The sequence below is a fragment of the Paramylibacter ulvae genome (assembly GCF_014652655.1).
GTDB lineage: Bacteria > Pseudomonadota > Alphaproteobacteria > Rhodobacterales > Rhodobacteraceae > Amylibacter > Amylibacter ulvae.
In genome coordinates this window covers 56,811-82,399 of record NZ_BMZF01000005.1, presented here as the reverse complement: position 1 = coordinate 82,399, position 25,589 = coordinate 56,811, and the positions used below count along the sequence as shown (strand labels likewise).

At 49.4% G+C, this 25,589-nt stretch carries 19 protein-coding genes; 4 read left to right on the top strand and 15 right to left on the bottom strand.

Going from position 1 to position 25,589, the window contains the following annotated elements; genetic code table 11:
* Positions 1-15 precede the first annotated feature (15 nt).
* The 9 genes from IE094_RS10410 to IE094_RS10370 form a co-directional block, all read right to left on the bottom strand.
* Positions 16-1,014, bottom strand: a complete 999-nt coding sequence (locus IE094_RS10410) for an SPOR domain-containing protein (protein WP_229802243.1) — start codon at positions 1,012-1,014, stop codon at positions 16-18.
* Between the two features lie 126 nt (positions 1,015-1,140).
* Positions 1,141-1,716: a DNA-binding response regulator gene (locus tag IE094_RS10405; RefSeq protein WP_189640647.1), complete on the bottom strand. Its 576-nt coding sequence runs from the start codon at positions 1,714-1,716 to the stop codon at positions 1,141-1,143.
* Positions 1,713-3,251, bottom strand: a complete 1,539-nt coding sequence (locus tag IE094_RS10400) for an ATP-binding protein (protein ID WP_189640646.1) — start codon at positions 3,249-3,251, stop codon at positions 1,713-1,715. The genes IE094_RS10405 and IE094_RS10400 overlap by 4 nt, the downstream gene beginning before the upstream one ends.
* 72 nt (positions 3,252-3,323) lie before the next feature.
* Complete coding sequence (locus IE094_RS10395; protein WP_189640749.1) at positions 3,324-5,219, bottom strand: propionyl-CoA synthetase; 1,896 nt, start codon at positions 5,217-5,219, stop codon at positions 3,324-3,326.
* Positions 5,220-5,243: 24 nt separating this feature from the next.
* Positions 5,244-7,373 carry a methylmalonyl-CoA mutase gene (scpA, locus tag IE094_RS10390; RefSeq protein WP_189640645.1) on the bottom strand — a complete coding sequence of 710 codons (2,130 nt, stop codon included), beginning with the start codon at positions 7,371-7,373 and terminating at the stop codon, positions 5,244-5,246.
* The gene (locus tag IE094_RS10385) at positions 7,370-9,370 is read right to left on the bottom strand and encodes an acetyl-CoA carboxylase biotin carboxylase subunit (RefSeq protein WP_189640644.1); all 2,001 of its coding nucleotides are present in this window, start codon (positions 9,368-9,370) and stop codon (positions 7,370-7,372) included. The genes scpA and IE094_RS10385 overlap by 4 nt, the downstream gene beginning before the upstream one ends.
* 343 nt (positions 9,371-9,713) lie before the next feature.
* Entirely contained in the window at positions 9,714-10,061 is a 348-nt protein-coding gene (locus IE094_RS10380) for a hypothetical protein (RefSeq protein WP_189640643.1), read from the bottom strand.
* Between the two features lie 19 nt (positions 10,062-10,080).
* Entirely contained in the window at positions 10,081-10,458 is a 378-nt protein-coding gene (locus tag IE094_RS10375; protein WP_229802242.1) for a DUF6497 family protein, read from the bottom strand.
* Positions 10,455-11,987, bottom strand: a complete 1,533-nt coding sequence (locus IE094_RS10370) for an acyl-CoA carboxylase subunit beta (protein ID WP_189640641.1) — start codon at positions 11,985-11,987, stop codon at positions 10,455-10,457. Before IE094_RS10370 ends, IE094_RS10375 begins: the two co-directional genes overlap by 4 nt.
* A 125-nt stretch (positions 11,988-12,112) precedes the next feature.
* Here IE094_RS10370 and IE094_RS10365 point away from each other — a divergent pair, with 125 nt between their 5' ends.
* Entirely contained in the window at positions 12,113-13,516 is a 1,404-nt protein-coding gene (locus IE094_RS10365) for a helix-turn-helix domain-containing protein (protein ID WP_189640640.1), read from the top strand.
* 60 nt (positions 13,517-13,576) lie between these two features.
* On the top strand, positions 13,577-14,797 hold the full coding sequence (locus tag IE094_RS10360; RefSeq protein WP_189640639.1) for a multidrug effflux MFS transporter: 1,221 nt from the start codon (positions 13,577-13,579) through the stop codon (positions 14,795-14,797).
* A 3-nt stretch (positions 14,798-14,800) separates the two neighbouring features.
* Here IE094_RS10360 and betA read toward each other — a convergent pair whose 3' ends face one another.
* The 3 genes from betA to IE094_RS10345 form a co-directional block, all read right to left on the bottom strand.
* Positions 14,801-16,450 carry a choline dehydrogenase gene (gene betA, locus IE094_RS10355; RefSeq protein ID WP_189640748.1) on the bottom strand — a complete coding sequence of 550 codons (1,650 nt, stop codon included), beginning with the start codon at positions 16,448-16,450 and terminating at the stop codon, positions 14,801-14,803.
* A 7-nt stretch (positions 16,451-16,457) separates the two neighbouring features.
* On the bottom strand, positions 16,458-17,909 hold the full coding sequence (betB, locus tag IE094_RS10350) for a betaine-aldehyde dehydrogenase (protein ID WP_189640638.1): 1,452 nt from the start codon (positions 17,907-17,909) through the stop codon (positions 16,458-16,460).
* Between the two features lie 65 nt (positions 17,910-17,974).
* Entirely contained in the window at positions 17,975-19,171 is a 1,197-nt protein-coding gene (locus tag IE094_RS10345; RefSeq protein ID WP_189640637.1) for a BCCT family transporter, read from the bottom strand.
* A 159-nt stretch (positions 19,172-19,330) separates the two neighbouring features.
* Here IE094_RS10345 and betI point away from each other — a divergent pair, with 159 nt between their 5' ends.
* Positions 19,331-19,915 carry a choline-binding transcriptional repressor BetI gene (gene betI, locus IE094_RS10340; protein ID WP_189640636.1) on the top strand — a complete coding sequence of 195 codons (585 nt, stop codon included), beginning with the start codon at positions 19,331-19,333 and terminating at the stop codon, positions 19,913-19,915.
* Here the strand turns inward: betI and betC are convergent, their stop codons facing one another.
* Positions 19,916-21,427 (bottom strand): choline-sulfatase, encoded by a 1,512-nt coding sequence (gene betC, locus IE094_RS10335; RefSeq protein WP_189640635.1) that lies wholly within the window; start codon positions 21,425-21,427, stop codon positions 19,916-19,918. It lies immediately after the preceding gene.
* Positions 21,428-21,723: 296 nt separating this feature from the next.
* On the opposite strand from betC, the gene IE094_RS10330 reads away from it, so the two are divergent.
* The gene (locus IE094_RS10330; protein ID WP_189640634.1) at positions 21,724-22,527 is read left to right on the top strand and encodes an alpha/beta hydrolase; all 804 of its coding nucleotides are present in this window, start codon (positions 21,724-21,726) and stop codon (positions 22,525-22,527) included.
* Between the two features lie 25 nt (positions 22,528-22,552).
* Here the strand turns inward: IE094_RS10330 and pntB are convergent, their stop codons facing one another.
* Entirely contained in the window at positions 22,553-23,932 is a 1,380-nt protein-coding gene (gene pntB, locus IE094_RS10325; RefSeq protein WP_189640633.1) for a Re/Si-specific NAD(P)(+) transhydrogenase subunit beta, read from the bottom strand.
* Between the two features lie 10 nt (positions 23,933-23,942).
* Positions 23,943-25,511 (bottom strand): Re/Si-specific NAD(P)(+) transhydrogenase subunit alpha, encoded by a 1,569-nt coding sequence (locus IE094_RS10320; RefSeq protein ID WP_189640632.1) that lies wholly within the window; start codon positions 25,509-25,511, stop codon positions 23,943-23,945.
* Positions 25,512-25,589 lie beyond the last annotated feature (78 nt).

Sequence of the window (25,589 nt, the reverse complement as noted above, 5' to 3'; positions counted from 1 at the left end):
ATGGCGCCCTTTCGATTAATGTCTGACGATCTTGGCAGATTTATATCCCGCGCCAACCGCTTGATATAACGCCGCTTTTGCGGCGGCGGCGCTGCTAAATGGGCCAACGTTCAATTCTGATTTTGCACCAACGGGCGTGATCAAGCCACGATGGCCAGATGTTTTGAACCACTCAAGTGTTTCGCTGGCCTTATCCGCGTTGGAAAAATTCGCAACGCGTACATAATAACCCTCTTTGAATGATTGTGTTTTAACCGGTTTTGGTTTTGCGATTTTCTTGGGTTTTGGCGCCTTGGCGACCTTTTTAACTGGTTTTGCCTCTACAGGTTCTTCGACCGCCACTTTGGCTGGTTTTGAAATCACGATTTTCGGTTTTTTTGCGGGCGTTTCAATCTTGGCAACTGGTTTGGGTTTATCCAACACCATGGGGGCATCTGCAGTTTCTGTGATGCTCGCTTTTTTCTTGCCCAAACCAAACAACGGTTTACGCACCTTTGGTGTTTCTTCTGTTTTCGCGGGGGCTTTGGCAACCTTTTCCACAACTTCGGGTTCGGCAACAGGTACGGAAACTGTCTCTTCCGTTACGGCTGGTTTTACCCGTTTTGCGAACAGACCCTTTTTGGGTTTCTTTGGTTTTTCTTCAACCGTCGCCACACTTGTCTCTTCGCTTGGCTCTGGCAGTTCCTCTAACTCGGCAGGTTTAGTTTTTTTGGCGAACAAGCCACCGCCCGTTTGCGCCTCGGCAACTTTGCCATCACCAAATGTCGGAAGATACGATGAATCACATAGTTGGCGACGTTTGCGATCCACGCGCGGAACCCACGTTACCTTGCCCGCATATCCAGAACGCACAAAAACACAGCCCTTGCTATCCACGAATTGCAACCCGCCATACGTATCAGGTGGTGTGTTTGCAGGGCCCTTGGAATTGGCCAATGTCTGTGCATTGGCACCAGTTGCGGCGATGCTTGACACCACGGCCAAAATTGCAAAATCTCTTAAGTTAATCATCATTATTTCCTGTAAATGTGGTGCGCGACACCGGATTTATCCACATTTGTAACGCTATTATTGGATTGTTCAAGCATCACAATGTTAATTTGAAGTTTCTTATACTGTAAAATATGGCAATTTTCGTACCTATTTCCAGTTTTCTTTCTTACGATAAAGCGTGGATGGCGCCACTTGCAGCAGATCCGCCGCCTTTGGCAATGATCCGTTGCAATGTTGGATTGTGGCCTCGATAAGGGCGCGTTCAACCTTGTCAAACGGCAACCCAATCAACGGGCGCACACGTTCACTAAGACGGTCATCAAATACGCTATCTTGGTGGGTAACTGGCACGGCGGTTTGTTCAAGCTGCGCAAACGCGTTATTCACGGCTGCTGAAAATTTTTCTTGGCTGACAGGTTTCACCAAAAAATCAGCGCCCCCCATGCGCATCGCTTCGACCGCGATATTCATTGAACCATTGGCGGTGATCACAATGATTTTCAACTTGGGTTTTCGCAACAAAAAATCTGAGAGAAGTTCAAGCCCGTTGCGATCTGGAAGCCCAAGATCAACCAAGATCACTTCGTAATCATAGGCCATAAATTCCTGTTCAGCCTCTTGTGCGGTGGCAGCAGTGACGGGTTCGTATCCTGCCTTTTTGAGATAGGACGCATACAGCATTGAGATTGAAATCGTGTCTTCAACATACAATACTTTTTTCATGATGAGATAAACGCGTTTTGCTGTTTCAGGTGATCAACTTCGACAATTAATTTGGTCAACCCCGTCGCGCATTCCAAATAATATTCGCGCACTTGGTTGATTTCTTCGTGATTGGCGGAAATGTTCAAGCTTTCAGCAGATTTTTGCACAGATTTTGCGCCAATTGCACCTGCCACGGATACCAACACATGGGTTTGTGCACGCACACCTGCCACATCCATGGCGGCGACAAATTTTTTCAACGCACCCGCCACGGATTTTAAATCGATCAGGATTTTGGACAGCAGCTCGTGCATATCTTCGCGTCCGACAGAGCTTTCTAATGCGGTATAGATGTCTTGGTCGATCAACGGTTCGCGGCTAATTTTTTGCGTGGCAAATCGGCGTTGGTTTTCATCGGATTTGGCCGCAATTGTTGCACCAATTGTTGCGCGAAAGGCGGCGGCATCCGTGACAGGTTTGGTCACGATATGATCCGCACCACCCAGCATTATTTTTTCGCGATCCCCTGGCATCACATATGCCGATACAGCGATAATCGGAATGGCCCCTTTGATATCATCGCGTTTGCGTAGCTGCATAATTGTATCCAAGCCAGACATCACAGGCATTTCGATATCCATCAATGCGGCGTCGAAGTCTTCGGTCTCCAATTGTCGCAATGCATCCAGTCCATTGTCGACAAGAGTTGGAATCGCACCAAAGCCTTCGATTTGTTTGCGCAGCACCATTTGGCTGGTCTGATTGTCCTCTGCCAACAAAATGCGCAGCCCAGACAGATCAAATTCATCATCGGGTATTTTGCTGGATTGTTCTGATACGCGCCATGAACTATATGGTATTTCCACGGTTACAAATGCACCCGTGGTTTGATTGAAAACATCAATTGTGCCGTCCAACTGATCAACCAAACGTTTCACAATATGAAGCCCAAGCCCCGTCCCCGACTTTGCCGAATTTTCTGGACGACCTTTGTATTCATATAACAGGTTCAATGCTTCTTTGCTAAACCCTGGGCCATTGTCGCGCACAACAAACATCAGATTTTCATCAAGATTGATCCCAATATCAAGCTGTACCAAACCTTCGTCGCAAAACTTGATCGCGTTTTCCAAAATGTTGGACAGGATACGTTCCAACGCAGTGCGATCAATTTGAATTTTTTCGGGCAAGTTTGGCGCAGAAGTAATTTTAAATTCGATCTGTTTGGCCGATGCACGGCTATGCCAACGGCGTTGAATATCGCTTACGAATTTCGCAAGTTCGAATGCTCTGATTTCTGTGGCCAGATCGTTTTTTTCACCCTTTAGATTGTCAAACAAAACGGCCAGCATACGTTGCAATGTGTCGCTGGCGCTGCACGCACGATCATAATGAATCTGATTTTCACCGCTTAATTCATCAATTTCAATGAGCTTTAGCCCATTAATTACATCCGACATGGCCGATTGCAAATCATGCGTGATCATCGGGCGATCTTGCGCTGACTTGGCGGATTTGCTTTGTAAACTGGGCTTTAACCTACGCGGTGACATCTATAATCCAACTCAACCAGAGGGCTTTGTTAAACTATAGATTTTTCACCAAATCTTTGCAACTTGCAAAGATTACCCTTTGGCGGGATAGCCAAGATCGGACAACGCGGTCTCAATTTCACCCAAAATCGCGGGATCATCAATGGTTGCGGGCATTTTCCATTCCGCGCCATCGGCGATTTTCACCATGATACCACGTAAAATTTTGCCCGAACGTGTTTTGGGCAACCGATCCACCACCGTGGCCAATTTAAATGCGGCAACAGGGCCGATTTCACTGCGCACCAGTTTCACACATTCGGCCACAATTTCGGATGGATCACGATCCACACCTGCGTTGATGCACAAAAAACCCATCGGCAATTGCCCCTTAAGCGCATCACTCACACCAATCACGGCGCATTCGGCAACATCGGGATGGTTTGATAACACCTCTTCCATCTGTCCTGTGGACAGACGATGCCCCGCCACATTGATCACATCATCCGTGCGCGCCATGATATAAAGATAACCATCTTCATCCACATATCCCGCATCACCGGTTTCATAATACCCTGGAAATGTTTCAAGATATGCGGATTTATAACGATCCTCTGCATTCCAAAGCGTCGGAAGTGTTCCAGGTGGGAAAGGCAACTTGGCAACAATCGCACCCAGCTCACCCGTTGGTAATGGATTGCCCGCATCATCCACGATTTGAATATCAAAGCCGGGCATCGGCACGGCGGGTGATCCCAATTTTACTGGCAATTCTTCAATGCCAACAGGGTTACAGACTGCGGGGAAACCAATTTCGGTTTGCCACCAATGATCAATCACAGGAACGCCAAGTTGGTCTTGCGCCCATTTGATTGTATCGGGATCTGCACGCTCTCCTGCCAAAAACAAATAGCGCAAACCAGACAGGTCATATTTTTTGACAAATTCGCCCTTTGGGTCAACACGTTTGATTGCGCGAAATGCGGTGGGTGCGGTGAAAAATGTTTTCACATCATGCTCTTCGATCACGCGCCAAAATGTCCCCGCATCGGGTGTGCCAATTGGTTTGCCCTCAAACACAATCGTGGTGTTGCCGTGGATCAATGGCCCATAACAAATATACGAATGGCCGACGACCCAACCAACATCGGATGCGGCCCAGAACACTTCGCCCGGATTCACACCATAAACGTTTTTCATGGTCCAGTTCAGCGCCACCAAATGCCCCGCATTGGGGCGCACAACGCCTTTTGGCTGACCCGTCGTGCCAGAGGTATAAAGAATATATAGCGGATCATTACCCTTAACCGCCACACATTCGGCGGGGCTGATACCTTGTTGGCATTCATGCCAATCCACATCGCGCCCAGCAACCATATCGGCCTGTAATTCATCGCGTTGTAAAATGATACACGTGTCGGGTTTATGTTTGGCCAATTCAATTGCGCCATCCACCAGTGGTTTGTAGGCGATCACCCCCGATGGTTCGATCCCACAAGATGCGGCGATAATCGCCTTGGGCGTGGCATCATCAATACGTGTCGCCAGCTCGTTCGCGGCAAATCCACCAAACACCACGGAATGCACCGCACCAATACGTGCACAGGCCAGCATTGCCACCATCGCCTCTGGCACCATCGGCATATAGATGATGACGCGATCACCTTTTTGCACGCCCTGCGCCAAGAGTGCACCGCCCAGATTGGCAGTTTTGACTTGCAATTCAGCAAAGCTAATCTTGGATTTGCGCCCTGTGATTGGGCTATCGTAAATAATTGCAGTTTGATCACCTTTGCCCTTTTCCACATGGCGATCAACGGCGTTGTAACAGGTATTCACCTCGGCATCGCAAAACCATTCGTAAAGCGGCGCATTGTCATCAAACAATGCTTTGCTGGGTGGTTTAACCCAATCAATCGCCTCTGCGGCCTTCATCCAGAATTTTTCCGGGTCTTGTTGCCATGCTTTGTAAACCTGTTTGTACATTATCGTCTCCTCTTACGATATGTGATATTATTTTTGCACTTGGCGTACCAATTGCAGAACCTCTTTTGCCGCTTGCGGGATGTTCGTACCGGGGCCGAAAATTGCGCGTACACCGCATTGGCGCAAATAATTGTAATCATCGGGCGGGATCACCCCGCCACAAATCACAATCACATTTTCACCGCCTTTATCCTTGAGCGCATGGATCAATTGCGGAGCAAGCGTGGTATGCCCCGCTGCTTGTGATGAAATGCCAACCACATGCACGCCTTGTTCCACCGCATCATATGCAGCCTCGTCCGGTGTTTGGAACAATGGGCCCATGGTGACATCAAACCCGATATCGCCAAATGCAGATGCAATCACTTTGCCGCCGCGATCATGACCATCTTGACCAAGCTTCACCACCAACATTTTGGGCGGCGTGCCATGATCTGTTGCAAATTTTGTCACCTCCGTTTGCAACGCTGCAAAATCAGGATCGTCTTTGTAAGCTGCACCATATACGCCTTTGAGGGTTTTCACCTTGGCGCTATGGCGACCAAATACATTTTCCATCGCATCGGAAATTTCACCAACCGTTGCACGCGCACGCGCCGCATCAACGGCCAGTGCCAACAGGTTGCCACCGTTTTTCGCACCCATTTCCAATGCCGCCAGTGCGGCGTCACAAGCCGCCGTATCGCGGGACTTGCGCACCTGTTTCAGTCGCGCAATCTGTGCATCACGCACAGCCGCATTATCAATTTCGCGCACGTCAATTTTGGGCTCTTCCTCGCGTTGGAATTTGTTCACCCCAACGATCACATCTTCGCCGCGATCAACGCGTGCTTGGCGTTGGGCGGCGGCCTCCTCAATCCGCAACTTGGGCATTCCGCTTTCAACGGCCTTGGTCATGCCACCCAATGCATCAACCTCGCAGATCAATTCCCACGCTTTATCCGCCAATTCTTTGGTCAGGCTTTCCACATAATAAGACCCCGCCAACGGATCGACCACATTGGTTATCCCCGTTTCATTTTGCAAAATCAGCTGGGTGTTCCGCGCAAGTCGCGCAGATTCATCCGTTGGCAACGCAATTGCTTCGTCATAGCTATTGGTGTGCAAGGATTGTGTGCCACCCAATGCGGCGGACATGGCCTCGTATGCAGTGCGGATCGCGTTGTTGAACGGATCTTGTTCTTGCAATGATACGCCACTGGTTTGGCAGTGGGTGCGCAACATGCTTGATTTTTCGTTCTTTGGTTCAAATTCTGCCATGATACGGTGCCACAACAACCGCGCGGCGCGCAATTTTGCCGCCTCCATGAAAAAATTCATGCCAATAGCGAAAAAGAACGACAGGCGCGGCGCAAACGCATCCACATCCAACCCTGCCTTGATTGCCGCTTTCACATATTCCTTACCATCGGCAAGTGTGAACGCCAGTTCTTGGACAAGGTTCGAACCCGCTTCGTGAATGTGATAACCACTGATTGAAATGGAATTGAATTTTGGCATTTTTTCAGAGGTGTAACCGATAATATCTGACACAATCCGCATCGATGGCGCAGGCGGATAGATATAGGTGTTGCGCACCATGAATTCTTTCAAAATATCATTTTGTATGGTGCCCGCCAGTTTATCCGCAGATACGCCCTGTTCTTCGCCAGCGACGATGAAATTGGCCAAAATCGGGATCACCGCGCCGTTCATTGTCATTGATACAGAAACCTGATCCAGCGGGATGCCATCAAACAGGATTTTCATATCCTCAACACTATCAATCGCAACGCCCGCCTTGCCCACGTCACCCGTCACACGCGGATGATCGGAATCATATCCACGATGCGTGGCCAGATCGAATGCAACAGACACGCCCTGTTGGCCAGCGGCCAAACCTTTGCGATAAAACGCATTGGATTCTTCGGCCGTGGAAAACCCTGCATATTGGCGGATCGTCCATGGGCGCCCTGCATACATCGTGGCCTTTGGGCCACGCAGATATGGCGCGGACCCAGGTGTTGAACCCAAGTGACCCAAACCAGTCGTATCCTGTTCGGTATAAAGCGGTTTTACCGCGATACCTTCGGGTGTATCCCACGTAAGATCACTTAAAGATTTGCCGCGAAGCTCTTTATTTGCAACGATTTTCCAGTTTTCAACGTCAGACATCATTCAAACTCCATGATCACGTCATCAACGGCCAAGCTGTCACCTGTTTGTGCCGCGATTTTGGTGATGGTTGCGCGTTTTTCAGAACGTAGTACATTTTCCATTTTCATCGCTTCAACAGTACACAATGCCTGACCATCTTCCACAACATCGCCCACGGCAACATCCATGGAAACGATCAATCCAGGCATTGGGCAGAGAAGCATGTTTGACGTATCCGGCACAATGATTTCGGGCATCAATTCGGCCAGCTCCGCGTGGCGTGGAAGGCGCACATTCACCACCAAATCAGCGCCGCGTACACGCATGCGGATTGCACCGGGAACCTTGGACACTTTCATCACAAATGGTTCGTCGTTGAGCAAAAATGTCGCGAGTTTCGTGCCCGGTTTCCAATCTGATTTTACCCGCACAGTTTCACCATCATCAAACACCACGGTTGAGCCATCGCGATCTGCATCAATCGTCACCGCAAATTGGGTGTCTTGCAATGTGACAACCCAATCGCGCCCCACTTTGCGTTCGTGATTGCCAAGCCGCCCTGAAACACGTGCGCGACGAATTTCGGCAACGCGGTGCATGGCGGCGGCGGATGCGGCGACCTTGCGCAAGGATACATCAGGGAGCGTCACACCAGCAAAACCGTCTGGGTATTCTTCTTCGATGAATGCGGTTGTAATATTGCCTGAAACAAATCGTTCATGATCCATCACAGCAGACAGGAACGGCAAGTTATGGCCAATGCCTTCTAACTCAAAGCTATCCAATGCAGTGCGCATTTCGTCAATCGCATCAGCGCGTGTTGGCGCCCATGTACACAGTTTGGCGATCATCGGATCATAAAACATGCTGATCTCGCCGCCCTCAAAAACGCCAGTATCATTGCGCACGATTGCACTGTCAGTTTGGATTTCCGCTGGCGGGCGATAACGTGTCAGGCGACCAATGGATGGGAGAAAATTGCGATATGGGTCTTCGGCGTAAAGACGGCTTTCAATCGCCCAGCCGTTAATGCCAATATCCGATTGTTTAAGCGTCAATTTTTCACCTGCCGCGGAGCGGATCATCTGTTCCACCAGATCAACACCTGTGATCAATTCGGTCACGGGATGTTCCACCTGTAAGCGCGTATTCATTTCCAAGAAATAGAAATTGCGATCTCCGTCTACGATAAATTCGACCGTACCTGCGGAGTTGTAATCAACGGCCTTGGCCAACGCGACGGATTGATCCCCCATGGCTTTGCGGGTTTTTTCATCCAAAAATGGGCTTGGGGCCTCTTCAATCACCTTTTGATTGCGCCGCTGAATGGAACATTCACGCTCATTTAGATAGATACAATTGCCATGCCCATCACCAAGTACCTGAATTTCAATGTGGCGCGGTTGGGTCACAAATTTTTCAATGAAAATGCGATCATCGCCAAAACTATTCGCAGCCTCTGATTTTGACAGGGCGAAACCTTCGCGGGCTTCGGCATCGTTCCATGCCACACGCATGCCCTTGCCCCCGCCACCGGCGGAGGCTTTGATCATCACAGGATATCCGATTTCGTTGCTGATTTTCACAGCGTCATCTGCATCGGCAATCAGCCCCATGTAACCGGGAACCGTTGAAACGCCTGCTTCTGCGGCTAATTTTTTGGACGTGATTTTATCACCCATCGCCTCAATCGCGTGCGGGTTTGGACCGATGAATGCGATACCTGCCTTTTCCAAGGCCTGCGCAAACAGTTTGTTTTCGGACAAAAACCCATAACCCGGATGCACCGCCTGTGCCCCCGTTTGTTTGATTGCATCCATGATTTTATCAATCACAAGATAGCTTTCGGATGCGGGCGCAGCGCCAATATTCACAGCCTCGTCCGCCATTTCCACATGCAGCGCGTTTTTATCCGCATCGGAATAAACAGCCACGGTTTTGATGCCCATTTTGCGCGCGGTTTTGATGACACGACATGCGATTTCACCACGGTTTGCGATCAGAATTTTATCAAACATCATATGCCCTTTGCATTGGAATTACGGATTGGGGAATGGATTTCAGGCGCGCGCGCCATGAAAAAAACCCCCGCTCGCCAATTGCGAATGGGGGTCAGTAGAGGGGAAATGAAACAGCGAACTGGATTAACCAAATTGGCCATCTCAACAGTGTTGATAGGTGTTGGACAGGCGTCCACAAACGGCATCAACGACCGTTTAGTGCCCATATGAAAAACGGTGTTTTCCATGTGCCCAGAACGAGCGTAGGGCGACATTGGCGCCACGGCAATTCTTAACATTTTCGTGAATACATTATCGGCAGTTTGCCGCCAAATTTGGTGATTTACGGGCCAATTCATGGTCATTCTTCTTCAAATATCTGTGGAAAATTCACCATAGCCTTGGCCAGATTCACCTGTAGCAATGCTTCGTAATCTGCTGGATCAAATTCACCCACGGGCATGACCTCGCGCCCCAACAGCCAACCAAGCCGCCCAGCATCCAGATTGCCGCGCTCAAACGGCTCTTCGCCAAAATGCTCGATCAGTGCTTCCAAAAATGCCTGATCGGCTAGCCGATCCGCATGACGGCGATCCGCATAACGTTCGCGTGCCTTGAGCGGTGTTGCACCCGCCTTGTTGGGACGGCGGATAGTGAATTGAAAGTCTGAACTGGGCAGACGTGATGGAAACCCACGATGTTTGATCATTTGATTTCAGCCTTTTTTGTTAGTGCCACGTGCATTGACCCGTGGTGATGTCATAAAATGACATGAATTGTTTTACGTCCGGATCGGCATCGCCATATGCGATTGGTTGATCCATGATGCGTATCGAAACTTCGTCTGTTTCTTGTCCGCTTTGCGCAACCTCTGCCAGTGCGAAGTTTTCGCAAAGATAATCCAGATCAACCGATGCCGTTTCATATTCAACAGACGAAAGATCATCAGCAAGAAACCCAAGATATAAGAGCGATGGTTCACCATCCTCGACAATTTGGCGCAGATCATAAAGCTGCACCACCAAGCCAGATGGCAAATCAGGCACGGGTTGTGCCATTGCCCCACCAGCAATTGCCAGCAATCCTATCGCGCCATATTTGATCATAGCGGCAGGTTGTCGTGCTTTTTCCACGGGTTATCCAATTTCTTGGTTTTTAATCCTGCGAATGCGCGGCAAATGCGGCTTCGGGTGTTGCGGGGCAAGATGACTTCGTCCACGAAACCACGTTCTGCTGCGACAAATGGATTGGCAAAGCGGTCTTCGTAATCGGCAACATGGGCGTCGATCTTTTCCTGATCACCCAAATCGGAACGATACAAAATTTCAACTGCGCCCTTGGCGCCCATCACCGCGATTTCTGCTGTTGGCCAACAGTAATTTACATCACCGCGCAAATGTTTGGGGGCCATCACACAATACGCGCCGCCATATGCTTTGCGTGTAATCACCGTAACCTTTGGCACTGTTGCCTCGCCATAGGCATAGAGAAGTTTCGCACCATGTTTAATCACACCACCATATTCTTGGGATGTTCCGGGCATAAACCCTGGCACATCAACCAAGGTCAGGATCGGAATGTCAAATGCATCACAAAAACGCACAAATCGCGCAGCCTTTCGGGCACTATCGATGTCCAGAACACCCGCCATCACCATCGGCTGATTGGCAACAACACCAACGGTGCTGCCTTCAAGTCGCATGAAGCCCGTTATGATATTCTTCGCAAAATCCCGTTGGATTTCGTAAAAATCACCTTCATCGCCGATTTTTTCAATCAGCTCGTGCATATCATAAGGCGTATTGGGGTTTTCTGGGATCAACGTATCCAACGATTTTTCGCGGCGCGTTGGATCATCAAAGAACGGGCGCACGGGTGGTTTTTCGCGGTTATTTAAAGGCAAAAAATCAACCAAGCGGCGCACTTCCATCAATGCATCCATGTCGTTTTCAAATGCACCATCGGCAACAGATGATTTGGTTGTGTGGGTTTTGGCGCCACCCAACTCTTCTGCGGTGACGACTTCGTTTGTGACGGTTTTCACCACATCGGGGCCTGTCACGAACATATAAGAGCTGCCTTTGACCATAAAGATAAAGTCGGTCATCGCTGGCGAATACACCGCACCACCCGCACATGGCCCCATGATCACGCTGATCTGTGGTACAACGCCAGAGGCAAGGATATTATTTTGAAACACATCCGTATAACCCGCAAGGGACGAGACGCCCTCTTGGATACGCGCACCACCTGAATCGTTCAAGCCAATGATCGGTGCGCCATTGCGCATCGCCATTTCTTGAATTTTACAGATCTTTTTGGCGTGTGTTTCGGACAATGACCCACCCAAAACGGTGAAATCTTGGGAATAGACATAAACCATACGCCCATTGATCGTGCCCCACCCCGTGATCACACCGTCACCAGGAACCTTGTTATCCGCCATGCCAAAATCGGTACAGCGGTGCGCAACGAACATGTCGTATTCTTCAAAGGAATCCAGATCGAGCAAGACTTCGATACGTTCACGCGCGGTCAATTTACCCTTGCCATGTTGCGCGGCAACGCGTTCTGCTCCGCCGCCTTGGCGCGCTTGGTCACGCCGCTCTTCCAGCGCTTGAATAATATCTTGCACGGTATCCTCCCTTAAGTGTTTCTTGGTTGTAGCAAATTTTGCCCTGCAATAAAGAATTAGATGGCATAGTTGCAAATATTTGGCAATTACTGTATTGCAAACTGCAAATTTGCAAAGTTTTCAATATGTCCAACAAGCTTTATGCGGGCGTTGCCCTGCGCGAAACACGCCAGAAATTTGATTTAACGCAAAAAGAATTTGCGCAGCGCTTGGGCGTGTCCCTGCCCTATCTCAACCAGATGGAAAACAACCATCGCCCGATTGCCAGTTCGGTGATTTTGGCGCTTGCTCAGAATTTTGGGTTTGATGTGACGCAACTTCGCCAAGGGGGCGCGGAACGATCCCTTGCGGATATGAAAGAAGCATTGGCCGATCCTGTGTTTGCCGAACTATCTCCACCCATGGCCGATTTGCAATTGATGGCCACCAACGCGCCCACCCTAACGCGTGCTTTTTTAGAATTGCATCGCAATTACAAACAAACTCAAGAGCGCCTCGCATCACTTGACGAGGCATTGGGCCGTCAAGAAACCGGTATCGTGCAATCCCCATGGGAAGAAGTGCGCGATTTTTTCCATTATTGCGATAATTACATTGATGCCGTGGACAAGGCCGCAGAAAGCTATGCCGCCAAGGCGGATATTTTGGATGGCGATGGGCGCAAGGCAGCCGCGGATTGGTTGATGGCGCGCCACGGTGTCAGCGTGTCCTATGATCACGACACACAGTTGCGCCGATTTGATCCCGATCAAAACATCCTGTTTTTAAACCAACATGTGGGCGCCGAAACGCAATTGTTTCAAATCATTCACCAAACCGCGCTGATCGAACATGACGATTTGTTGGAAATGACATTGGATACTGCGCGGTTTCAATCCGATGCGGCGCGCGCGATTTGCAAAATCGGGCTGGCGAATTATTTCGCAGGTGCTGCAGTGATGCCCTATGCAAAGTTTTTGCAGGCTGCACAGGAACACCGCCATGATTTGGAACATTTGGGGCATCTGTTTGGGGCTTCTGTGGAACAGGTTGCACATCGCCTGTCCACATTACAACGCCCAGGATTAAAGGGGATACCGTTTTTCTTTGTTCGTGTGGATCAGGCGGGTACGATTACCAAACGACATTCATCCACACGGATGCAATTTGCCCGATTTGGCGGCGCTTGTCCGCTGTGGAATGTGCACCGTGCATTTGAAACACCGGGGCAGTTTTTGCGCCAACTGGCGGAAACACCCGATGGCGTGCGATATCTGTGTTTGGCCCGCGAAGTCAGTAAACCGGGCGGATCATTTCACGCACCCACACGGCGCTATGCTATTGGGCTGGGATGCGAGGTGAAACATGCCGCTTCGTTGGTTTACGCCGATGACCTTGCCCCACGCAAAGACAGCGCATTTGAACCCATCGGCATATCCTGTCGCATATGCGAGCGGGAAAATTGCCATCAACGTTCGGTGCCCCCGCTGGAACGCAAATTGGATATTGATATGCAGGCGCGCGGAGTAGTGCCGTATCGGCTAGGATAAAAGATAACAAGGTTAACTTTATTCTGGACAAGCCATGGGCATGGGCATAGCAATTCCCCTATGAAACATCTTCCACCCCCCACGTTTCTAAACAAAGAGACCCCGCCGCATATCCTCACACTTGTTGCAATTGCGGGTGTTGCCGCGATCCCGCTCAACATTTTTTTGGCAACCCTGCCCGCGATGGCCGAATATTTTGATACGCCCAATTCAATGATGCAATTGGCCGTATCTGGGTATTTGGCGCTGACGGCAGTGATTCAATTGATCATCGGCCCACTGTCGGACAGGTTCGGACGGCGGCCTGTAACGCTGGTTGGATTGGCCATTTTCATATTGGCATCGGTCGGCGCGGCATTATCCCAAAGCTTTGTCATATTCATGATTTTTCGGGCATTTCAAACCGCAGCGAGCACTGGTATGGCGATTTCTCGTGCTACCGTGCGTGATATGGTGCCCCGCAACAAGGCTGCGAGCTTGATCGGTTATGTCACCATGGGCATGTCATTGGCGCCAATGATTGCACCACCCATCGGTGGTTTTTTGGGTGCCGCGTTTGGATGGCAGGCCAATTTTTATGTTCTCACGGGCGCTGGTGCGTTGGTATTTTTGCTTGCATATTTTGATCAGGGCGAAACCAATATCAATAAATCCACCAGCATCGGCGCACAGTTTCGTGCCTATCCCGAATTGTTAACATCGCGGCGATTTTGGGGATACGCAGCCACCAACGCATTCGCGGCGGGCACGTTTTTTGCCTATCTTGGCGGTGCCCCGTTTATCGCAAAAGAGGTGTACGGATTGGGACCAAGCACAATCGGCATTTATCTGATGATCACACCGATTGGGTATATGATCGGTAATGGCATCAGTGGGCGGTTTTCAACGGTGATGGGGATCGAACGTATGCTTCTTGTCGGTGGGATGGTTACTGTCGTGCCCATGGTTATTTCCATGGCAGTTATTGCGGCGGGTGTAACCCATCCACTGGGCCTGTTTGCATTCACGTTTTTCATCGGGTTTGGCAATGGCATGGTGTTACCCAGCGCAAATGCGGGTTTGCTGGATGTGAACCCAGCCCTCGCGGGATCTGCATCTGGTCTTGGTGGTGCATTGTTAACATTTGGTGGTGCGCTACTGGCGGGACTTACTGGTTATTTGTTGGTGGACAGCACCACCGCGATTCCACTGGTTGCCTGTATTTTTGCAAGCTCTCTCATCGCACTAATCACGTCGGTTTTTACGATCCGCATCGAACGTGCCGTGCGGATCGCAGCGTAAATATTAGCGCTGAGTGCTTTCAAAATCGGGATGCAGCCAAGGTTGCAGATTTGATTTTGGCAACATCTTTTTACCCAAAATGTGATCCGACGCCTTTTCCCCAACCATAATCGATGGGCCATTGAGATTCCCATTCGTCACTCGTGGGAAAATAGAGCTGTCAGCAACACGCAAACCGTCAACACCAATCACGCGACATTCAGGATCAACCACCGCCATTGGATCATCAATCGCACCCATTTTACACGTGCCACAGGGGTGATACGCGCTTTCGACATGTTCGCTGATAAATTCATTCAGCTCTTCATCCGTTTGCATCGCTGCACCTGGTTGAATTTCTTTGCCTGCATATGGCTTAAACGCATCTTGGGAAAAGATTTCTCGCGTCAAGCGGATGCAATTACGAAAATCGGCCCAATCTTGTTCGGTGGACATGTAGTTAAACAGGATCTTGGGCGCATCCTTGGGATCCGATGATTTCAGCGTCACAGACCCGCGCGAAGTAGAGCGCATTGGCCCCGTGTGTGCTTGAAATCCATGCCCTTCGGCAGCAGCTTTACCATCGTAGCGCACCGCCATGGGTAAGAAATGATATTGAATATCTGGATAATCAACACCCTTGTCCGATCGTATAAACGCCGCCGATTCAAATTGGTTTGATGCACCAAGCCCCGTTTTGGTAAACAACCACTGCGCACCAATCACAGCCTTGCTAAAAATATTCCAATGTTTGTAAAGCGTGATCGGTTGCAGGCTTGCGACCTGCATATACAATTCCAAATGATCCTGTAGGTTTTGCCCAACACCTGCGCGATCCGCAACGACATCAATGCCATGTTCGCGCAAATGCGCCGCGGGACCAATGCCCGACAACATCAACAATTTTGGCGTATTGAATGATGATGCGGCTAAAATCACCTCGCGGTTTGCGCGGATTGTTTCGATGCGCCCATTGCGTTCGATTTGCACTCCAACGGCGCGGCCATTTTCAACAATAACTTTTTGCGCCAAACCATTTACAAGATTACAGTTTTTGCGTTTCAACGCAGGGCGCAGATATGCATTTGCCGCCGACCAACGCCGCCCCTTGTAAACGGTTTGTTCCATCGGGCCAAAGCCCTCTTGCTGTTCACCGTTGTAATCATCTGTCACCTCGTAACCCGCCTGTTCACCGGCATTCACAAATGCATGGAACAGTGGGTTTTTGCGTGGGCCGCGTGTGACATGCAATGGGCCATCAGTGCCGCGAAATTCAGATGCACCGCCATGCCATGTTTCCATCCGTTTGAAATACGGTAACACATCGGCATAGCTCCAGCCCTGCGCGCCACTTTCGTCCCAATGATCAAAATCACGTGCATGACCACGCACAAAAACCATACCATTGATGGATGATGATCCACCAATCACCTTGCCCCGTGGGGCGGCCAATTTGCGCCCACCCAGATGAGGTTCTGGTTCGCTTTGATATCCCCAATCATACATTGGCATGTTCATCGGATATGACAGTGCCGCAGGCATTTGAATAAACGGCCCCATATCTGTGCCACCATGTTCGATGACCAGCACAGAATGTTGCCCATCCTCGGACAGGCGATAGGCCATGGCACAACCAGCAGAGCCAGCACCAACAATTACATAATCAGCAGTGATAGTCATATCAGTAAGGTGAATCCACGGGGCCCATTTTCACATAGACGGTTTTCATTTGGCTGTAATGGTTGATCGCTTCTTTGGAATTTTCACGCCCAACACCCGACATTTTCACACCACCAAACGGTGCCTCGACAGGTGCATCGTTATAGGTATTGATATAACATGTGCCCGCTTCCAATTGATCAATCACACGATGTGCGCGGGTGATGTCATTGGTGAACACACCGGCAGCAAGACCAAGATCGGTATCATTGGCGCGTTTAATCACCTCTTCCTCTGTGTCAAATTCCAGCACAGACATCACGGGGCCAAAAATTTCTTCGCGTGCGATGGTCATATCATCGGTCACATCGGCAAATGCGGTTGGTTGGATATAATACCCGTCACCATCCACAGCGTTGCCACCTGTGATTAGGGTCGCGCCCTCTGATTTACCCTTTTCGATAAAACCCAAAACGATATCGCGTTGGTTTTTCGAAACCATCGGGCCCATTTGGGTTTCTTCATCCAATGGATCACCCAATTTGATCTGCTCTGCACGTTCAGCGAAACGTTTCAGAAATTTATCCTTAATCCCCTTTTGCACAAACACACGTGTCCCGTTTGAACAGACCTGACCCGTGGAATACATATTCCCCAGCATCGCACCACCCACGGCGTTTTCGACATCCGCATCATCAAAAATGATCAGCGGGGATTTCCCGCCCAGTTCCATGGTGACATGTTTCATACCCTCGGCCGCGGCGGCATAAACCTTGCGCCCTGTTGGCGCGGAACCTGTGAGTGATACTTTGTCCACGCGCGGATCTGTGACCAATGCCGCACCCACATCGCCATATCCTTGGACAACATTGTAAATACCAGTGGGTGCGCCCGCCTCGATCAAAATTTCTGCAACTTTCAATGCGCAAAGCGGCGTCGTTTCCGATGGTTTAAATATCATCGCATTGCCACATGCCAATGCTGGTGCACCTTTCCAGCATGCGATTTGCGTTGGATAATTCCACGCACCAATCCCAACACACACACCCAATGGAATGCGTTTTGTATAAACCCAATCTTCACCCAATTGGATATGTTCACCTGTCAAGCTGCCCGCCAAGCCGCCGAAATATTCCAATGCATCCGCACCCGATGTTGCATCCACATAAAGCGTTTCTTGCATTGGTTTGCCAGTATCCAGCGTTTCCAATTCAGACAATGCATGATTACGTTCGCGCATAATGTCGGCGGCGCGGCGCAATACACGGCCACGTTCGGTGCCCGATAATTTTGCCCATGCTTTTTGTGCATCGCGCGCGGCATTCAAGGCCTGTTCAATGATGGCTGGTGTCGCCGAATGAAGTTTTGCAATCACTTCGCCCGTGGCGGGGTAAACGCATTCGATCACTTTGCCTGCGGTGTCTTCGACATATTCGCCATTGATAAAATGGCTTGCTTTGGGTTGTGCGCGCATTTGCGATACTTTCTTTTTGATTTGCGCGGTCTTCGACAGTGCCGAAAACCGCAATAAGTTATATGTTAATGTGCATTGTCGATTTTCGTAAAATCAACGGTGCGATCTTTGGGTGACGCAGTAATGGCCGTCACTTCGCTGCGTTTTGTGAACAAGATGAACAACAAACATGCAAAGTAAATTCCGACAACCACAGCACCAATCCATTGGATTTGCAACCATTGGCTCTTGAACAAAATGGTCAACAAGAATAGCACCGCAACGTTACCCGCGATATACAACGGGCGCCCGAAACGTTCCGCGGTCAGCGAAAGGTTATCGGTGTAAAGGCGGATCAAACTGTCCAGCGAGTTAATCACAAATGTAATGCCCACCACGATCATGGCCAAATTCACAACACCAGCGGTTGGTATTTCATTCAGATGATAGAAATACAAAACGCTAAACCAAACGGCCAACGGAATGGATGGGAATATCAACAACGATAGCAATACTTGCCAAGTTGTCAGCCCGCCCACAAAACGGGATGTAAATTGCCCGATCATGATTGACCATGCAAACCACCAGAACAGATAGAATTCATGATAATCCGTCAGTGGCAAAACGAATTTATGCAGATTGCCAAAATAACCACCGATATTGCCAATGGTTGAACCAAATTCAGATAGGCTCATTCCAGCGTAAATCCACATGCCCAATATCAGCGCCATGAATAAAAATGTTGATCCCACACTTAGGATACGCACAAATTTAATGTCCGTACTGGAATATGCTGCGGCCAAAATCACCGCAAACACGATCACATAAAATGTGGCAACCACCGATTCACCATCCCCAATTTCGGGAATATACCCGGGCAGATAGATTAAAAACAAACTGGCCGTGAACGCGCATGTGCCGATAATCACGATGTTATTTAATATCCGAACGGCAGGAATTTCAAAAAATTTCACCCTTGGTTCGATGACACAGAAATAAAACGCTGTCAGGAAATAAAAGGCCCAGATCAGGAACCCCCAAAATCCAAATTCAATTGCCAATGGATTTGTGAATGAATATGCGGCCTCTTCCGCGTATCCCCCAAATTCCGTCAACGGAAACATAATCAGCCCAACATCCAATCCGGACGTGAACAAAATTGCGATGAATGTGAACAATGGCACCGGTGTTACCCCGATACATTTCACGTTCCACCATTTGATGACGCAAAAAATCACCAGCGCGAACGCCAGCAATACGCCAAAAGTCAGTATTAATTGCATTGGTACCCTCCCTTTATCAGACCTTTTTGGCCCTTTTTTGGTGATCAGAGCATACGCAGCAAATTTAATATTTCAAAACAAAAATTTAAATAGCCATTTAAGTTTTTAACAATCAATTAAACTATTGAAAGAGCAGAGAAAAATCTGCACTGTAATTTCATGACACGAAAAACCATCCGCGATATTCGAAGCGAAGAATTGATAGATGCAGCGATTCTTGCAGTGCATGAACGCGGGTATGGTGTTGTGACCATGTCTGAAATCGCGGCGCGTGCGGGTACGTCTGCGGCTAGCATTAATTATTATTTTGGTAGCAAAGAACAATTGATGGAAGCAACGATGCGCCGTTTACTAGATATTTTGAAACAGGCATTGTTGCGCCGGCTTGAAACGGCACGCACACCGCATGAACGGCTGATGGCGATTTGCGATGCCAATTTTGATGACGCATTATTTACTGTCGAACAGACAAGCGTGTGGATTCAGTTTTGGTCACACGCGCCCTATTCCCCACGCCTATCGCGTTTGCATCAAATAAACCGATCACGTGTCCGTTCGCATTTTCGCGCAGAGCTGAAACGACTGTTGCCAGCGAACACCCGTGAAACCGTGCGCCGTGCGCTGCAAGCCTATATGGACGGGGTTTGGTTGGAAGAGGCGCAAACAGAGGCAGAAGAGCCGCTCGCCCCCGCCGACGCACGCCGCGCTGTTCGCGATGTGGCGGCATTATTGCTTGCGCGGTAATTATTCACCGCGCGGAAAACGTTTGTCATTTTCCAGATTATCCAAATTCATGTGATTGCGCATATAACGCTCCGATGCTTTTTGAAGTGGCTGGTAATCCCATGGAAAATATTCACCATTGCGCAATGCCTCGTAAACCACCCATCGTCGTGCTTGGCTTTCGCGCACGGCGGCGTCGAATGCATCCAGATTCCATCGCGCTTCTGATTTTGCGCGCAATTGTGCCAAGGTACCTTGGTGTTGGGGGGCTTCTGCCAGATTGTTTAATTCATGCGGATCATCGTCGAGATTAAACAACTGATCCATATCCAAATCACAGCGGTTATATTTCCATTGTTGATATCGCAGGGAAACCATCGGGGCATAGGATGCCTCTGCCGCGTATTCCATTGCCACGGGGGATGTACGTTCACCCCCTTGTCCCAAATGCACAACGCTTTCACCTTCGACCCAAGGGGCGATTTCATCCATGCTCACCCCTGCCAAATCGCAAAGCGTTGGTGTGACATCGATGTTGGACACGGGTGCGGTAATCAGCCCTGCATCCATTTCTGGTGATGAAATCATGAATGGCACACGTGCCGATCCTTCAAAAAACGACATTTTAAACCAAAGCCCACGTTCGCCCAGCATATCGCCATGATCGGATACAAATAAAATCGTTGCCTCTTGGCGCGTCGTTTCCAACGCATCCAAAATGTCTCCGATTTTATCGTCAAGATAACTGATGTTGGCAAAATATGCCCGCCGTGCGCGTTTGATATTATCCTGTGTAATATCAAAACTGCGCCAATCATTCGCATCAAATATGCGTTTGGAATGTGCATCATGATCATCGTATGCCATTGCAGGAACTTCGGGTAACAGATGTTCGCAATCCTCATATAAATCCCAATATTTTTTGCGCGCGACATAGGGATCATGCGGGTGGGTAAAGCTGGCGGTTAAACACCACGGACGGTCATCCAGCCCACGCGCCAGATCGTAAACCTTGCGCGTTGCATTATAAGCAACCTCATCATCATATTCCATCTGGTTGGAAATTTCGGCCACACCCGCGCCCGTGACAGATCCCATATTGTGATACCACCATTCAATGCGTTCACCCGGTTTGCGATAATCTGGAGTCCAGCCAAAATCAGCGGGGTAAATATCGGTGGTAAGGCGTTCTTCGAACCCGTGCATTTGATCAGGGCCAACGAAATGCATCTTGCCTGACAAACAGGTTTGATATCCCGCGCGGCGCAGATGATGGGCATAAGTTGGAATGTCGGATGCAAATTCCGCCGCATTGTCATAAACGCGGCTTCGGCTTGGCAATAACCCAGACATGAACGATGCACGCCCCGGTGCACAAAGCGGTGATGCGGTATAGGCATTTTTAAATCGTGTTGATCGCGCTGCCAGTTTTTTCAAATTGGGCGCATGCAACCAATCCGCAGGTCCATCGGGGAAAAGCGTGCCGTTTAATTGATCGACCATAATGATCAAAATATTGGGTGCTTTGGTCATGTCCGTTCCTTTGTGTGATGCCGTCCATGCGTGAATAATTGTAAAAAAAACCTCTCGCATATGCGCAGGCTAACCAAATTTTAATAAACTACATCCTAAAATAACGACAAGTTTTAGTAGAAAAGGAATAAAAAATGTCTTTTCTTTTGGGCGCTGGCGTCGGGGTTATCGTTGGCTGGTTTGCTGTAGAAATCTTTGATTTGATTGCCGATCGCATTGATGACCATTATCGAAGCGAGTTGCATTAAATATAATCCGTACTATCCTGCTGTTTTTAGGCATCAAAAGGGTTCAAGATGCGAAAGCTTATTCTTGCAGGGGTTATATTATATCTTGGGGCGTTCGCGGTGCTATACGCGTTGCGGCTCCATGTCATTTATTCGTTTGACACAACCGAACATAACCCTGCTGCGTTTAGCTTGCCGCAAGTCAAAACCATTGATTTCAAAAGCTTTGACAACACCAATTTGATCGTTTGGGCTCAGCCCGCAATCGAAGACAATCCGACCATAATCTATTTTCATGGGAATGCGGGCAATCTGGCCAATCGTGCGGCACGGTTTCAGGCCATTTTGGATCGTGGATATGGATTGGTGGCAATGGCCTATCGGCGTTCATCAGGATCAGAGGGTGATCCAAATGAAGCCTTGATCAGACAAGATTCGATTTATCTGATTGAAAACCTATCCGCGATATTGGGAACCCCACCAGCGGGCAAAGTTTTCTATTATGGCGAAAGTCTTGGCACGGCCGTTGCAATCCAACTTGCCAACACACACCCACCAGCGGCATTGATGTTAGAGGCACCGTTTACATCCCTAATCGACGTGGCGGCGGGCATGTATCCATATTTTCCCGTGCGCCTTGCGCTTGGCCCGATGTGGATGTCAAAGGATACGTTGCAAAATATCGAAGTACCGCTGTTTGTTATTCATGGTGATGCAGATCAAGAAGTCCCGCTTGCCATTGGGCAATCTGTGTTCGCCGCATCCCCTGCTGCGGACAAAGTGATGGAAATTGTAAAGGGCGGGCATCATACCGATTTATGGTCGGTTGGCGGGCAACCCGCGATTTTTGAATTTATCGATGCACGCAAATAAAAGGGCCCACATGGGGCCCTTAAACTTAGCTGATGGATTGTAGCAATTGATCAAGGCTTGCCTTGGCATCGCCATAGAGCATCCGCGTATTTTCCTTGAAAAACAGCGGGTTTTCGATACCGGAATAACCCGTACCCTGGCCCCGTTTGGACACGATCACATTTTTCGCTTTCCACACTTCCAAAACGGGCATGCCCGCGATGGGTGAATTGGGGTCTTCTTGTGCGGCTGGATTAACAATGTCGTTTGAACCAATCACGATTACCATATCGGTTTCAGGGAAATCATCGTTGATTTCATCCATTTCCAACACGATGTCATATGGCACTTTGGCCTCTGCCAACAACACGTTCATGTGGCCTGGCAATCGACCCGCAACGGGATGAATGGCGAAACGCACATTTTTGCCCTTGTCACGCAAACGACGGGTTAGCTCGGACACGGATTGCTGTGCCTGTGCCACGGCCATACCGTAGCCTGGAACAATCACGATGCTGTCAGCATCTTGCAACTGTGCGGCAACCGTATTCACATCTGTTGCCACCATTTCCCCATCGATTTCCATCGCAGGGCCAGTTGCCCCACCAAAACCACCAAGGATAACGCTGATAAACGAACGGTTCATCGCCTTACACATGATGTATGACAGGATCGCACCAGATGACCCAACAAGCGCACCCGTCACAATCAACAAATCATTGCCGAGCAAGAAGCCCGTTGCCGCTGCCGCCCAGCCAGAATAGCTGTTCAACATTGACACCACGACGGGCATATCCGCACCACCAATGGCCGCAACCAAATGCGCACCAACGGCAAATGCAATGAACATCATCAAATATAATGTCCAACTTCCCGCATGGTTCATATACATAATCAACAGGATAAAGCTGATCACCAATGCGGCTGCATTTAATCCATGGCGATATGGTAAAACCAATGCCTTGCCGTCCAATTTTCCCGCCAGTTTACCATAGGCAACGATTGAACCGGTAAAGGTAATCGCGCCGATAAACACGCCAAGGAAAATCTCGATTTCATGGATCACAATTTCCGCTCGGGTTAAATCATGCGTGCCAACGATATCGGAGTTTAAACCGATAAACACCGCCGCCAAACCGACAAAGCTGTGCAATGCGGCAACCAATTGCGGCATTTCTGTCATTTCCACACGTTGTGCTACGGTCATGCCCAAAAATGCACCAATCCCCAATAGTGGAATCAATACGGCATATGACCAACCACCAACGCCTGGCCCAAACACCGTTGCGATCACGGCGATTGCCATGCCAACAATGCCATACCAAACGGCACGTTTGGCTTTTTCTTGATTGCTTAACCCGCCAAGTGCGAGGATGAACAAAACAGATGCTGCGATATATGCAGCGGTAACGATACCAATGCTCATGATCGCCCCCTTATGATTTTTGGAACATGTTCAACATGCGACGCGTCACCATGAACCCGCCCACAATGTTGATGGTTGCAATCAAAACGCTCACCGCTGCCAACAGGCCAACGATAAAACCATTACCCCCGATTTGGAGCAACGCGCCAAGGATGATAATCCCTGAAATCGCGTTTGTGATGGCCATCAATGGCGTATGCAATGAATGGCTCACGTTCCAGATAACTTGGAAGCCGACAAAACACGACAACGCGAATACGATGAAATGCTGCATGAATGATGCCGGGGCAAAGCCACCGATCAACAACATCAAAACACCGCCAATTGCGAGCAATGCTGTTTGCTGTGTTCCTGCCTTTTTCATCGCGGCGGCCTGTTCGGCGGCTATTTCTTCGGCTGTTGGTTCTGGTGCGGTTGGTTTTTTCGCAGCAATCGCAGCCACCTTTGGCGGCGGCGGCGGGAATGTAATATCTCCTTCAAACGTTGCCGTTGCACCGCGAATAACGTCGTCTTCCATATTGTGATTGATTTGACCGTCTTTTTCAGGGGTCAAATCCGTCATCATGTGGCGAATGTTGGTGGAATAAAGCGTGGATGACTGCGCCGCCATGCGTGATGGAAGGTCAGTATAGCCAATGATTGTGACACCATTTTTTGAAACGATCTTTTCATCGGCAACTGTCAAATCACAGTTTCCGCCACGTTCCGCTGCCAAATCAACAACAACCGAACCTGGTTTTTGCAAGGCAACCATATCTTCGAGCCAAAGCTTTGGCGCATCGCGCCCTGGGATCAACGCTGTAGTAATCACGATGTCCATTTCAGGGGCAAGCTCACGGAATTTTTCCAGCTGTTTTTCACGAAATTCCGGGCTTGATGGGGCGGCATAACCACCCGTTTCGGCGCCATCTGTTTGTTCTTCGTCAAAATCGAGGAATACAAATTCCGCGCCCATTGATTCAATTTGTTCCGCAACCTCTGGGCGCACGTCAAATGCATAAACCATCGCACCAAGGGACGTCGCCGCGCCAATCGCGGCCAAACCTGCAACGCCCGCACCGACAACCAAAACCTTGGCTGGTGGAACTTTACCCGCTGCGGTTACTTGACCAGTAAAGAAACGACCAAAATTATTGCCCGCCTCCATCACCGCGCGATAGCCTGCGATATTGGCCATGGATGACAATGCATCCATTTTTTGCGCACGCGAAATACGTGGCACCATATCCATTGCGATCACATGCGCGCCTTTTTTATTGGCGGCATTCATCAATTCTTCATTTTGAGCAGGATAAAAGAATGAAATGAATGTCTGGCCTTTGCGCAGACGTTTGATTTCTGTTTCTTCTGGTGGGCGCACTTTAGCGACGATGTCGGCCTGTTTAAACAGTGCCGCAGCGGTTGGCACCACCGTGACGCCAGCGTCCTTGTAATCCTCATCCGAAAACCGTGCAGCAGCGCCAGCACCCTTTTCGATCAAGCATTCATATCCTAGTTTTTGTAATTCCAGCGCGGATGCGGGTGTCATCGCCACCCGTGTTTCGCCTTCAAAGATCTCCTTCGGAGTCCCTATGCGCATGACAAACCTCCTTTGTTCAAGCGTCGCCAGCGAGGATGCTAGCGGATTTATACACATGTTGGCGGTCTTAGCACCGAT